Below are 12,588 nucleotides of genomic sequence, written 5' to 3' on the forward strand. Positions count from 1 at the left end.
ACTCCCTGTCGGTCGTTCTTGTTGGGTCGGTCGAAGGGGATCAGGCGGCCGGGGTGGTGTTGGCGACCCCGCGCGGGGCGGCCCCGGGCGCGTCGTCCTGGGCGGCGGCGGCCATCGTCTTGGGCGGCCGGAAGGCGCGGTTGAGCTGCCATTCGACGCCGCGCAGAATGCGCGTCACCACGAACACCAGCACGAGATAGATGGCGCCGGCCGCGATGAAGAAGTCGTAGGGCTCGTAGTACATGGAGTAATAGACCTTCGCCTGCCCCGTCAGGTCGAGGACGGTGATGACCGAGGCGAGCGAGGTCGCCTTCAGGCTGAACACCACCTCGTTGCTGTAGGCGGGCAGGATGATCCGCCACATGCGCGGCAGGATGACGTGGCGGTAGGCCTGCAGGCCGCTCATGCCGTAGGCGCGCGCCGCTTCCACCTCGCCGTGGGGCACGGCGTTGATGCCGCCGCGCATCAGCTCGGCGATGTAGGCGGTGTTGTTGAGCGTGAAGGCGATCATGGCGCACCAGTAGGCGTGCCGCAGGATGTTGTCCCACAGGAAGCCGTCGCGCAGGGTCTCGAACTGGCCGAGGCCGTAGTAGATGAGGAACAGCTGCACCAGCAGCGGCGTGCCGCGGAACACGAAGATGAAGGCCGCCGGCAGGGCCCGCACCCACCACAGGCGCGAGACGCGCGCGATGGCCAGCGGGATCGACAGGGCGGTGGCGAAGGCCAGCGGGATCAGCAGCAGCTGCAGGGTGACCCAGGTGCCCTCCAGCAGGTCGGGGGCGGCTTCGGCGATCAGGTCCCAGCGCATGGATCAGGCCCTCCGGTAGGCGCGGTTGGCGCGCTTTTCCATGAGCGTGATGCCCGTGGTCGCGACGGTGGTGATCATCAGGTACAGCGCCCCGGCCATGAGCAGGAAGGTGAACGGCTCCTTGGTGGCGCCGGCGCCGATCTGGGCGTTGCGCATGATGTCGGCGAGCCCGACGACGGAAATCAGCGCCGTGTCCTTGATGAGGATCTGCAACAGGTTGCCGAGGCTCGGCAGGGCGATGCGCCAGACCTGCGGCAGGGTGACGTGGCGGAACACCTGCCAGCGGGTGAAGCCGCAGGCCTCCGCCGCCTCGATCTGGCCGCGCGGGACCGACTGGATGGCGGCGCGGAACACTTCCGTCGCGAAGCCGCCCTGCACCAGCCCGAGCGCGATGACGCCGGCCACGAAGGGGTTGATGTCGATGCGCACGTCCGGCAGGCCGAGGCCTTCCAGCAGCCACATCAGCGCCCGGCTGCCGCCGAAGAAGACGAGGAAGATGATCAGGAGTTCGGGGATGCCCCGGATGAAGGTCGTGTATCCGTCCGCCACCCAGCGCAGAGGTGCGAAGGGCGACAGCTTGGCGGCGGCTCCCATCAGCCCGAGCAGGAGCCCCACCGGGATCACGGTCAACACCAGGGCCAGCGTCCAGCCGGCTCCCTGTACGATCATCCAGCCGTAGGCCCAGGTCGGTTCCATAGCGGCTCCTCGTCTCGTTCGGCGGCACCCGGTCGTGCCGCGAGATCACGCCCGGCGGCACCCGGTGCCGCAGGCTCCGCCGCCGCCGTGCCGTCCGCGGGGGGACGCGAAAGCTCGGTCGGCGCGACGGCGGCGGAAGGCGGAAGAAGGGGGCGGCCGGACACGGGGGCGTCCGGCCGCGGCGGACATCATTCGTAGATGTTCACGCCGAACCACTTCTGCGACAGCTGCTGCGGGATGCCGGCGGCCATCACCGTGTCGATGCCCTTTTCGAACTGCGCCTTCAGCGCGTCGTCGCCCTTGCGCAGGCCGACGCCGACGCCCTGGCCGAACAGCGGATCGCGCAGCATGGGGCCGACGAAACCGTAGCCCTGGCCGTCGGGCTTCTTGAACCACTCGGAGCCGATGACGCTGTCGACCACCATGGCGTCGAGGCGGCCGTTGACGAGGTCCATGGTGACCTCTTCCTGCGTCGGGTAGCGGCGGATCTCGACGCTGTCCTCGTACTTGGCCTTCAGGTAGTCGGCGTTGGTGGTGCCGGACTGCACGCCGATCACCTTGCCCTTCAGGCCCTCTTCGCTGATCTCGAGGTCGCTGCCCTTCTTGGCGACGAAGGCGTTGGGGACCTGGAAGTACTTCTTGGTGAAGTCGATGGTCTGCTGGCGCTTCTCGGTGATGGACATGGACGACATGATGGCGTCGATCTTCTTTTCCTGCAGCTGGGCGATCAGCGCGTCGAAGGGCACGTTGACCCAATTGCACTTCAGCTCGGCGGCGGCACAGATGGCGTTGCCCAGGTCGACCTCGAAGCCGACGATCTGGCCGTTGGTGTCGACGTACTCGAAGGGCGCATAGGCGGCCTCGGTGCCGACGGTCACCTCCTTCATGGCGGCCTGGGCGGGCACGACGGCGAGCAGCGCGACGGCGGCGACGGCGCCGGCGAGAATCTTCTTCATGGTGAAGGAACTCCCTGTATGGATCCGGAAGAGGATGGACGTTTTCTTGTTGTGATTCTTCGGTGCGAGGGCCGGCGGACCGGCCTCAGAAACTGCGGCTGACGAACTGGCGCAGGCGGTCGCTCTTCGGGTTGCCGAAGACGGTTTCGGGCTCGCCGAATTCCTCCACCTCGCCGGCGTGCAGGAACATCACCTGCGACGACACTTCGCGGGCGAAGGCCATTTCGTGCGTCACCACCAGCATGGTGCGGCCTTCCTCGGCCAGGCCCGCCATCACCTTCAGCACCTCGCCGACCAGTTCGGGGTCGAGGGCGCTGGTCGGTTCGTCGAACAGCAGCACCTCGGGCTCCATGGCGAGCGCGCGGGCGATGGCGGCGCGCTGCTGCTGGCCGCCCGAGATCTGGCCGGGGTAGTGGCCGCGGCGCTCGTACATGCCGACCTTGGCGAGCAGCGCCTCGGCCGCCTCCACCGCCTCGGCGCGGCTCTTGCCGAGCACCTTCTGCGGCGGCAAGGCGACGTTGTCGAGGATGGTCAGGTGGCTCCACAGGTTGAAGCTCTGGAACACCATGGACAGCCGCGCCCGGATGCGGCGGAGCTGCGCCTTGTCGGCGGGTTCCTGGTGGCCGGTCTTCAGGCGCTTCATGCGGATCAGCTCGCCGTGGACCTGCACGCGGCCCTCGTCGGGCATCTCCAGCAGGTTGATGCAGCGCAGGAAGGTGCTCTTGCCCGAGCCGGACGAGCCGATGATGGAGATGACGTCGCCCGTGTGGGCCGTGAGGTCGATGCCCTTCAGCACCTCGTAGGCGCCGAAGCTCTTGCGCAGGCCCTCGATGACCAGCGGCGCCGGCGTGTTCGCGTCGAGCGGCATGGAACGATCCTTCGTCGGGGTCGGGGTCAGGCGCGGCGGGCGAGCGGGGCGGCGGCGGAGCCGGTCACCTCGTCGATGGCGGCGGTGAGCGCCCCGACCAGCCGGTCGACCTCGGCCCGCGTCACCACCAGCGGCGGCGACATGGCGAGGCTGTCGACGGTGGGCAGCGGGCGCACCAGCACGCCGCGGGCCTTGGTGGCGGCGGAGACCTTGCCGGCGGTCTTCAGCGCACTGTCGAACACGCGGCGTTCGGCCTTGTCCTCCACCAGCTGCACGGCGGCGAGCAGGCCGCGGCCGCGGATCTCGCCGACGTGCGGATGGTCGGCCAGGGTCTCGTTCAGGCAGCGGTGCAGGTAGGCGCCGGTATCGGCGGCCTGGTCCACCAGCCCTTCGCGCTCGATGATCGCCAGGTTGGCGAGTGCGGCGGCGCAGCCGACCGGATGGCCGGCGTAGGTGAAGCCGTGGGCGAAGGCGCCCATGGTGGCGGAGCCGTCGCGCAGCGTCTCCCAGATCTCGTGCGACACGAAGCCGGCCGACAGCGGGAAGTAGCCGCTGGTCAGGCCCTTGGCGGTGGCGATCATGTCCGGGCGGATGGGGTAGCTGTCCATGCCGAACCAGGTGCCGAGCCGGCCGTAGCCGCACACCACCTCGTCGGCCACCAGGAACACGCCGTGCGCCTTCAGCACCGGCTGGATGGCCTCGAAGTAGCCCTTGGGCGGGGCGATGACGCCGCCGGCGCCCATGATCGGCTCGGCGAACATGGCGGCCACCGTCTCCGGCCCTTCGCGGCGGATGGTCTCGTCCAGCTCTGCGGCGAGGCGGGCGGAGAACTGCTCCTCGCTCTCGCCGGGGGTGGCGTTGCGGAAGTAGTCCGGCGCCGTCAGGTGGATCACCTCCGGCAGCGGCAGGCCGAAGCCCTTGTGGAAGCTCGCGAGGCCGGTGAGCGAGGCGGTGGCGATGGTGGTGCCGTGGTAGGCCTGGCGGCGCGACAGGATCTTCCGCTTCTCCGGCGTGCCGCGGAGATAATTCACGTACCAGATGATCTTCATGAGGGTGTCGTTGCAGTCCGACCCCGAGGAGCCGAAGAACACCCGCCCCATGGTGTCGGGCACGAGGCCCATGAGCTTTTCCGCCAGCTGGATCTGCTGCGGGTTGGACATGCCGGTGAAGGTGTGGAAGTAGCCCAGCTCGCCGGCCGCCTTGGCCATGGCGTCGCCGATTTCCTGGCGGCCGTAGCCGGCGTTGACGCACCACAGGCCGCCGACGGCGTCCAGAAGCTCGGTGCCGTCGACGTCGACCACCGTCGAGCCGCGGCCCGAGGCGATGATGCCGGCCGGCCCGTTGGCCGCCACGTCGGCCGCCACGCTGGCGGGATGCAGGATGCTCTCGGCGTCCGCGCGGCGCAGGGCCGCGGCGTCGTAGGTGTTCGCCATTGTGCCTCTCCTGTCGTGGCCGGGTCTCGTTCGGGCGGACCGGCCTTTGACGTTTCAGTTACGCTAGCATCGGCAGCGGGAGGAAAATGCCCGAATGCTCCCGCCCGTGCGGAATCTTTCCCGGCCCTATTGCGCCGCCGCGGCGGCGGTGCCGCCGGGCTCGCGCTGGAAGTCGTAGACGGCGCCGAGGCCGAGGATGCCCGTGAGGTCGTCGAGGGCGGCGCGGCATTCGTCCAGCAGCGCCGGGTCGCGCAGGTCTTCGGCCGCCAGCCGGTCGCGGTAGTGGCGGTCGGCCCAGGCCTCCAGGCGGTCGGCGAGAGCGGGGGTCATGAGGCAGCCCTGGTTGGCGGCGGCCAGTTCGGCCTCCGTAAGCACCACGCGCAGGCGCAGGCAGGCGGGGCCGCCGCCGTTGCGCATGGATTGCCGCAGGTCCATGAACACCGTCTCGCGGATGGGGCCGTCGCCGCCGACCAGGCCTTCGAGCCAGGTGCGCACGCTGTCGGTTTCCTGCGCTTCCATGGGCAGCAGCAGCATCATGCCGTCGCCGTCGCCGTCGGGGCGGCTGAGCAGCTGGCTGTTGAACAGGTAGCTCTTCACCATGTCGGCGACGGGCACGGCGGCGGCGGGCACCTCGACGGCGGTGAAGCCGGCCGGGCCGAGGGCGCCGCGCAGCTCCGCCAGCACCTTGGGCGTGTCGACGAAGGCGTCCTCGTAGTGGAACAGCACGGTGCCGTTGCCGACGGCGATGACGTCGTTGTGGAACACGCCGGCGTCGATCATGGCCGGGTTCTGCTGCGCGAAGACGGTGCGCCCGGCCTCCAGCCCGTGCAGCCGGGCGATGGCCTGCGACGCTTCCAGCGTCTGGCGGGCAGGGAACTTCGCGGGCTTGGGGGCGGCCTTGTCGAAGGCGCTGCGGCCGTAGACGAACAGCTCCACCCCCGGCGCGCCGTAGCCGTCGCAGAAGCGGGTGTGGTTGGCCGCGCCCTCGTCGCCGAAGTGCTCGATCCCCGGCAGCGCCGGGTGGTGGGCGAAGCGGGCGGGGTCGGGGAAGACGGCCTGCAGCACCCGGCCCGTCACCTCGTGCTCGATGGCGCGATGGGCCATGGCGGCGAGGTTGGCGGGAGTGAAATGGACGCGGCCGTCGACGGTGTCGGCGCTCGGCGACACGGTGGCGGCATTGGCCGTCCACATGGCCGAGGCGGAGCACACCGACAGCACCAGCGAAGGATCGGCGGCCCAGGCCTTTTCCAGCACCTGCCGGTCGGTGCCGGTGAAGCCGAGGCGGCGCAGGGTCGGCACGTGCGGCCGTTCGTGCGGCGGCAGCACGCCCTGGCGGAAGCCCATGGCCATGAGCCGGCGCATCTTGGCGATGCCCTGCTTGACCGCCTCGCGCGGGTTGGAGGCGGCGCGGGCGTTGCTGCCGGAGGCGATGTTGCCCCACGACAGGCCGGCGTAATTGTGGGTCGGGCCGGGCAGGCCGTCGAAGTTCACCTCGAAGGCGGCGGCGGTGGTCATGGGCGGACTCCCTGCGGCAGGGGAATGTCGGACAGGCCGTCGGCCTCCAGCGAGGCGACGGGATAGGCGCAGTAATCGGCGGCATAGGCGGCCGACGGGCGGTGGTTGCCGCTGTCGCCGACGCCGCCGAAGGGCAGGGCGGAGGATGCGCCGGTGAGCGGCCGGTTCCAGTTGACCACCCCGGCGCGCGACCGGCACAGGAAGGTCTCCCACAGCCCGGCGTCGTCGGCGACCAGCCCGGCGGCGAGGCCGTAACGGGTGGCGTTGGCCTCGGCCAGGGCGGCGTCGAAATCGGGCACGCGGATCACCTGCAGCAGCGGGCCGAACACCTCGTCGTCGGGGCGGCCGGCGAGGTCGGTGACGTCCACCAGCCCCGGCGTCACCCACGGGCGGCCGGCGACGGGGCGCACGGCGCCGCGGATCACGCGGCCGCCGGCACGGGCCAGCGCGGCCTCGGCCTCCAGCACCTGGTCGGCGGCGGCGTTGGAGATGAGCGGCCCCATGAAGGCGGGCTCGGCGTCGGGGCCGATCTGCAAGCGGTCGACCAGGGCGGCCACCGTCTCCACCAGCTCGGCCCCGGCGGCGGTGTCGGGGACGATCAGGCGGCGGGCGCAGGTGCAGCGCTGGCCGGCGGAGACGAAGGCCGACTGCACGATCAGCCGCGCCGCCCCCTCGACGTCCGACGGGTTCCAGGCGATCAGCGGGTTGTTGCCGCCCATCTCCAGCGCCAGCATGACGCCCGGCCGGTCCGCCAACTGGCGGGCCAGCAGCTTGCCGACGCGGGCGGAGCCGGTGAAGAACAGGCCGTCGAGCTGGGCGTGACCGGCCAACGCTTCGCCGGTCTCGCGGCCGCCCTGCACCAGGTTCAGCACGCCGTCGAGCAGGCCGGCGGCCTGCCAGGCCTCGACCATCACCTCGGCGGTCAGCGGCGTCAGCTCGCTCGGCTTGAAGACGACGGTATTGCCGGCCAGCAGGGCGGGCACGATGTGGCCGTTGGCGAGGTGGCCGGGGAAGTTGTAGGGGCCGAACACGGCGCAGACGCCGTGCGGGCGATGGCGCAGGACGGCACGGTGGGCGCCCATGGGCGTGGTGCGCTCGGGGCAGCGCTCGTCCTCGGCGGCGATGGAGATGGCGACCTTGCCGATCATGGACGCGACCTCCGTCGCCGCCTCCCACGCCGGCTTGCCGGTGTCGGCCGTGATGGCCTCGGCGAGGGCGTCCTTGCGGGCTTCCAGAGCGTCTTTGTAGGCGAGCACCACGGCGCGGCGGTCGTCGCGGCCTAGGTCGGCCCAGGCGGGCAGGGCGGCGCGGGCGGCGGCGAGGGCGGCGTTCACTTCCGCCCGGCCGGCGGCGCGGCCGCGCCACACGACGGCGCCGCTGCGCGGGTCTTCGGCGGTGAACTCGGGGCCGCTGCCGTCGGTGCGGCGGCCGGCGATGATGTGCATGCCGTGCATGGGATGGTCTCCTGTCAGCAGCCGACGCAGCGCAGCGGGTCGCCCGGCGCCACGTCGAGCAGGGCGGCGGCGCTCTGCGACACCTCCACCGTTTCCTGCGACACCCGGCGCAGCCGCACGCGGGCGGCGCGGAAGCGGGCGAGGTCGGGGACGCAGGCGAGGTGCTCGTGCAGGTCGTCGGCCTCGTCGGGCACGACGGCGGCGATGGTGCGGGCGCGGCTGTCGCGGATGGTGGCGAGATCGCGCGGGTGGGCCTCCAGCACCGGGCCGGCGTCGAAGATGTCCACCGAGTGGCTGATGCGGAAGCCTTCCTTCACCAGCATGTGGAAGGCCGGGCGCGAGGCCTCCTGCGGCAGGCCGATCACCTTGCGGGCGGGCTCGGGCAGCAGGTCGGCGTAGATGGGGAACTTGGGCATCAGGTCGGCGATGAAGCCGCCCTGGCCGGTGCCCGACAGGTAATCGGCGCGGTCGAAGCTCATCTGGAAGAAGTGATGGCCCACCGCCTGCCAGAACGGGCTGTCGCCGGCCTCGTCGAGCCAGCCGCGCAACTCCGCGATCACCATGTCGCCGAAGCGGGCCGGCGCGCTCGCCATGAGCAGGTAACGGGCACGGGCGAGCAGGCTGCCGTTGCCGTTCACCCGGCTGCCGGGCTCCAGGTAGAGGGTGCCGACCTCCGTCGCGCCGGTGTAGTCGTTGGCCAGCATCAGCACCGTGCTGTCGACGCGGATGCCGAGTTCGGTGCAGAAGTGGCTGTGGATGGAGCGGCGGAAGTTCCAGAACGGCGCCGCCCGCCCGACGCCCACATAGACGCCCGAGGTGCCGCAGACGCGCCCCGTGGCGGCCTCCTCCAGCACCATGAGGAAGCTCTCCGTCTCCTGCCGGTCGGCGCTGTTGCGGCCGAAGGCGGCGGTGGAGCGGGCGATGCGGGCCCGCAGGGTATCGGGGTTGGCGGGCAGGGTGGTGAGCCCCTGGCCGGCGCCTTCGGCCAGCGCCACCAGCATGTCGAGGTCGGCCTCGCGCACCGGGCGGACGAGGTGGGTCATCGCTCGGCCTCCCACGGCAGGCCCTCGGCGGCGGCGCGCATCAGCAGCAGGGCCGACAGGCGGGCGCGTTCGGTCAGGCTCGACACGGTCATGAACTCCCGGTCGGAATGGATGAGGCCGCCGCGCACGCCGAGGGTATCGACGTTGGGCAGGCCGGCGGCGGCCAGGTTGTTGCCGTCGCAGCAGCCCCCCGTCGGCACCCAGGCGATGGGCTGGCCGAGCACGCCGCCGGCCGCCTTGACCCAGTCGTAGAGGGCGGCGGTACGACCGGCGATCTCCTTGGGCGGGCGGGTGAAGCCGCCGGCGAGTGTCACCGTGATGCCGTCCTCGGCCGTCGCGTCGGCCGCGGCGATCAGGGCGCGCAGGCGGTCTTCCATCCAGTGCTGGTCGGCGTGGCTTTCGGTGCGCACGTTGAAGCGGGCGATGGCGAGGTCGGGGACCACGTTGGTCGGCCCGCCGCCCTCCAGCTTCGCCACGTTCAGGGTGATGGTCGGCCGCTCGGCGTTGAGGCCGTGCAGGGCGCCGATGACGCGGGCGAGCGCCACCACGGCGTTGCGGCCCTCGTGGAAGGCGCGGCCGGCATGGGCCGCCTTGCCGCGCACCACCACCGAGAAGTTGCCGCTGCCCTTGCGGGCGCCGGCGAGCGTGCCGTCGGGCAGGGCGGGCTCGTACAGCAGGGCGAACTGGGCGCGGCCGGCGGCCTCGGCCAGCAGCGGGGCGGAGCCGATGGAGCCCGTTTCCTCGTCGGGATTGAGCAGCACCTCAATGCCGAGGTCGCGGCCCCAGGGCGAGCGCAGGAAGGTCTCGACGGCGGCCAGGATGACGCAGATGCCGCCCTTGGCGTCGGCGACGCCGGGGCCGTGCAGGGTGTCGGCGTCGGTGCGGCGGGCGGTCTGGAACGGGCTGTCGGCGGGGAAGACGGTGTCGTAGTGGATCACCATCAGCGCCCGGCGGTTGGCCTGCGGGTTGAACACGAACCGCAGCATGCGCCCGTGGCGCACGATGCGCGGCGCGCCGTCGGGGCCGATCTCCTCGGCATCGGGCAGGGGCAGGGCCTCCGCCGTTGCGGGGCCGAGGGCGCGGAATGCCTCAGTCAGCCGCTCGGCCATGCGCTCCAGGCCGGCGAGATTGCGGGTGCCCGAATTGATCGCGGACCAGTCCACGAGGCGTGCGAGCATCGCCTCCTGCCGTCCGTCGAGCCAGTCGAGCCACCGGTTGTAGTCTTTTGGGGTGGTCGTCGTCATGGCGTGTGCCTCCATGGTGCCACCGTGCCATGGATCACGCCGGGAAGGGTTCTGAAGTCGACCGCCGCGGCAGGATGTTTCGCGGCTTGGGGCGGCAGCTACTCCTGCGCGTCGAGCCACGCCTTCAGCGCGGCGGCCATGGCGGCTTCGGGCGCGGTCGGGGCGGCCGCCTTGAAGTGCTCCAGCACGGCGCGGTCGATGCGCAGCGACACCACCACCGTCTGTTCGGGCATGATGAGCTCGGCACCGCGCCAGCCGTCGCCGGCGATGACGGGGGCGGCGAGCGGGTCGGCGGCGACTTCCGCCTCGACCTCCGCATCCGTCCGCCCGGCCAGTGTGCGCAGCTTGTCTGCGTCAGCGCGCAGCGTTGCTCGCGACAGCCTGGTGATACGCTTCCCGCTCGCGGCCATGGGCCCTCCGTGCCGATACGATTCTGCAAAGCCTGGGGGAGCGGACGGTGAAGACGATCGTCAGTTCCACCCCTTGCGCGCTTCCCACCCCGACGAACCGCCGCTCTCCGAAGGCCGCGCGCTCGTCCGGTCGCGCCAGGACGGGGCCGTCGAAGATCGTCGCGGCGCTCTCCAGGTCGATGCCGTGGGCGTCGATGTTCGAGCGACTGCGACCGGCATCCCACTCGAAGGCGTCGTACATGATGGACCGTTCACCCCAGGATTGTTTATGCAGAGTCTAGCCGTTGAAAGCGCGAAGGAGCAAGGGAATAGCGGATTCTTGACTTGCAGGAAAGCCCAGTAGTCTTCAAATTCATTTCCTGCGTGCGACGCTGCGCAAGAAAAAGTAGATGGTGTTAGAAACTGTACTTATGGTGCAATCGTCGCCTGTGTTTGCGGTTGCCGCGTCTCGCATACGCCTCCTTAGCGAGAAACCGCCGCCGGCGGCGCGGGAGCCGTGGCCGGTCGCCTGAAGAGGACGATCGACCACCCCCGACCACCCCTTTCGACGCCGCCGCGCGGGGCACAATTCGCCACATTTCCGCCAAGGATCGGTGTATCGTGCGGCCCATGACGAAGGACATACCGACTTCCGCCCAGGTGGACCCGGCGCGCTACTATGCGGCGCCGGAGGACAGCCCCGGTTTCCTGCTCTGGCTGGTCAGCACCACGTGGCGCCGTCAGGTGGAGGCGGCGCTGGCGCCGCTCGGCCTCACCCACCCGCAGTTCGTCACCCTGGCCGGCATCGGCTGGCTGACCCGCGCCGGCGATCCCGTCAGTCAGGCGGCGCTCGGCCGCCACGTGCGGCTCGACCCCAACACCATGTCGCAGATCCTGCGGGGCCTGGAAAAGCGCGGTCTCATCCACCGCAACACCGGCCGCGACACCCGCGCCAAGAACCCCTCGCTCAGCGAGGAAGGCGCCCGACTCGTGGCCGCCGCGGTCCCGCTGGTGGAAGCGGTGGATGCGCGGTTCTTCCGGCCCATGTGCGGCGGCCAGCGCATGATGGAGGCGAGCCTGGAGCGCCTGCTGGAAGTCGCCGAGGGCCGTGACGAGCCGCCCGCCGAATAGGCGCGGCGGCAGGTCCACGCGGCGTCCGCCGACCGGTGCGGGGCGGTGACCGCCCCATCTGCGCGTGTGCTGTGGCACGCCCTTCCTCCTTCGGCGGTGACCGCCGTCGCCGCTGCGACTATAGTAGGTTGTGACGAGAGCCGAAGGAGGCATGACGCCTGCGGCTCCGATAGTGTCGTCTACAGCTGCGGAAGAGCTTGATGCGGAAATGCGCTGGAGGCAAGCGGGAAATCGCGCGCCGCGTGTCCGGATTGCGGATGTCGCGCCCTGGGCGGCGTGCGCGGAGCGGCCGGGCATGACGAGCCTGCCCGGTCTGCCCGCCCGCCTGCGCGCCCTGCGCGAGGCCTGGCGCCTCAGCCAGCGCGAAATGGCCGAGAGCGTCGGCGGCTCGCAGCGGGCCTGGGCCGACTACGAGGGCGGCCGCACCATGCCGGGCGCGGCCGTGCTGGGTGCCCTGGCCGGCCGCGGCTGCGACCTGCACTGGCTTCTGCTGGGCGAGGGCGCCATGCAGCGCGGCCCGTCGCAGGGACTCGACGAGCCTCTGCTGGCCGCCTGCCTGGCGGGTGTTGAGCGTGCGCTGGCGGCGCGCGGAAAGTCGCTGGATGCCGGCAAGAAGGCGCTGGTCGTCACGGAGATCTACATGCTGACGCAGGAGCGCATGGCAGGGGCGACCGACGCCGCAGCCGGGCCGTCGGAGGACCTGGTGGCCCGCTTCGTGCGGCTGGCCTCGTGACGGTAGCCCCTGCCATGGACCGTCAGGCCATCATCGACGACATCCTGCGCCGCGCCCTCGGCAGCAACGACGACGCGCCACCGTCGCCCGAGGCGGTCCCCTCTCCGCCCGAGGCGGTCCCCTCTCCGGTCGCCCCCACCGTGGTCATCCATGCGCAGCAGGTTTTCGTGATCAACGGGCCGGTCATCCTGTGCAGCGACGGCCGCCGGGCCGCCGAAGCCCTCGCCGACGGCCGTTGCGGCCTCGCCGGGCAGGCGCTGCGCTCGGCGGCGGAGAACCGCCGCCGTCTCGACCGCCTCGGCCCGCCCAAGTTCTGAG

General features: G+C 71.2%; 14 protein-coding genes. 3 read left to right on the forward strand and 11 right to left on the reverse strand.

Annotation, left to right across the window (positions count from 1 at the left end):
• Window positions 1-40 precede the first annotated feature (40 nt).
• The 11 genes from CRP50_RS03295 to CRP50_RS03345 all read right to left on the reverse strand — a co-directional run bounded on the left by CRP50_RS03295 (window position 41) and on the right by CRP50_RS03345 (window position 10,668).
• Window positions 41-808 carry an ABC transporter permease gene (locus CRP50_RS03295; RefSeq protein WP_097277533.1) on the reverse strand — a complete coding sequence of 256 codons (768 nt, stop codon included), beginning with the start codon at window positions 806-808 and terminating at the stop codon, window positions 41-43.
• Between the two features lie 3 nt (window positions 809-811).
• Entirely contained in the window at window positions 812-1,504 is a 693-nt protein-coding gene (locus tag CRP50_RS03300; RefSeq protein WP_097277534.1) for an ABC transporter permease, read from the reverse strand.
• A gap of 188 nt (window positions 1,505-1,692) precedes the next feature.
• Window positions 1,693-2,460 carry a lysine/arginine/ornithine ABC transporter substrate-binding protein gene (locus tag CRP50_RS03305; protein ID WP_097277535.1) on the reverse strand — a complete coding sequence of 256 codons (768 nt, stop codon included), beginning with the start codon at window positions 2,458-2,460 and terminating at the stop codon, window positions 1,693-1,695.
• Window positions 2,461-2,545: 85 nt separating this feature from the next.
• Complete coding sequence (locus tag CRP50_RS03310) at window positions 2,546-3,328, reverse strand: ATP-binding cassette domain-containing protein (protein WP_097277536.1); 783 nt, start codon at window positions 3,326-3,328, stop codon at window positions 2,546-2,548.
• 26 nt (window positions 3,329-3,354) lie between these two features.
• Window positions 3,355-4,761 (reverse strand): aminotransferase, encoded by a 1,407-nt coding sequence (locus CRP50_RS03315; RefSeq protein ID WP_097277537.1) that lies wholly within the window; start codon window positions 4,759-4,761, stop codon window positions 3,355-3,357.
• 126 nt (window positions 4,762-4,887) lie between these two features.
• Window positions 4,888-6,276, reverse strand: coding sequence for an N-succinylarginine dihydrolase (gene astB / locus CRP50_RS03320; RefSeq protein ID WP_097277538.1), 1,389 nt, complete (start codon window positions 6,274-6,276; stop codon window positions 4,888-4,890).
• Window positions 6,273-7,730, reverse strand: coding sequence for a succinylglutamate-semialdehyde dehydrogenase (astD, locus tag CRP50_RS03325; protein WP_217991974.1), 1,458 nt, complete (start codon window positions 7,728-7,730; stop codon window positions 6,273-6,275). The genes astB and astD overlap by 4 nt, the downstream gene beginning before the upstream one ends.
• A 14-nt stretch (window positions 7,731-7,744) precedes the next feature.
• The gene (locus CRP50_RS03330; protein ID WP_097277539.1) at window positions 7,745-8,773 is read right to left on the reverse strand and encodes an arginine N-succinyltransferase; all 1,029 of its coding nucleotides are present in this window, start codon (window positions 8,771-8,773) and stop codon (window positions 7,745-7,747) included.
• A complete protein-coding gene (locus CRP50_RS03335; protein WP_097277540.1) occupies window positions 8,770-10,017 on the reverse strand; it encodes a hydrolase in 1,248 nt (415 codons plus the stop codon). The genes CRP50_RS03330 and CRP50_RS03335 overlap by 4 nt, the downstream gene beginning before the upstream one ends.
• Window positions 10,018-10,115: 98 nt before the next feature.
• Window positions 10,116-10,427, reverse strand: coding sequence for a hypothetical protein (locus tag CRP50_RS03340; protein WP_097277541.1), 312 nt, complete (start codon window positions 10,425-10,427; stop codon window positions 10,116-10,118).
• Window positions 10,372-10,668: a BrnT family toxin gene (locus CRP50_RS03345; RefSeq protein ID WP_097277542.1), complete on the reverse strand. Its 297-nt coding sequence runs from the start codon at window positions 10,666-10,668 to the stop codon at window positions 10,372-10,374. Before CRP50_RS03345 ends, CRP50_RS03340 begins: the two co-directional genes overlap by 56 nt.
• A 368-nt stretch (window positions 10,669-11,036) precedes the next feature.
• On the opposite strand from CRP50_RS03345, the gene CRP50_RS03350 reads away from it, so the two are divergent.
• From CRP50_RS03350 to CRP50_RS03360, 3 genes are all read left to right on the forward strand, one after another.
• Complete coding sequence (locus tag CRP50_RS03350; RefSeq protein ID WP_097277543.1) at window positions 11,037-11,537, forward strand: MarR family winged helix-turn-helix transcriptional regulator; 501 nt, start codon at window positions 11,037-11,039, stop codon at window positions 11,535-11,537.
• 295 nt (window positions 11,538-11,832) lie between these two features.
• Window positions 11,833-12,270 (forward strand): helix-turn-helix domain-containing protein, encoded by a 438-nt coding sequence (locus CRP50_RS03355; RefSeq protein ID WP_176525002.1) that lies wholly within the window; start codon window positions 11,833-11,835, stop codon window positions 12,268-12,270.
• Window positions 12,271-12,284: 14 nt separating this feature from the next.
• On the forward strand, window positions 12,285-12,587 hold the full coding sequence (locus CRP50_RS03360) for a hypothetical protein (RefSeq protein ID WP_097277545.1): 303 nt from the start codon (window positions 12,285-12,287) through the stop codon (window positions 12,585-12,587).
• The last annotated feature ends 1 nt before the right edge of the window (window position 12,588 follow it).

The organism is Caenispirillum bisanense (assembly GCF_900230255.1).
Taxonomy (GTDB): Bacteria; Pseudomonadota; Alphaproteobacteria; order Rhodospirillales; family Rhodospirillaceae; genus Caenispirillum; species Caenispirillum bisanense_A.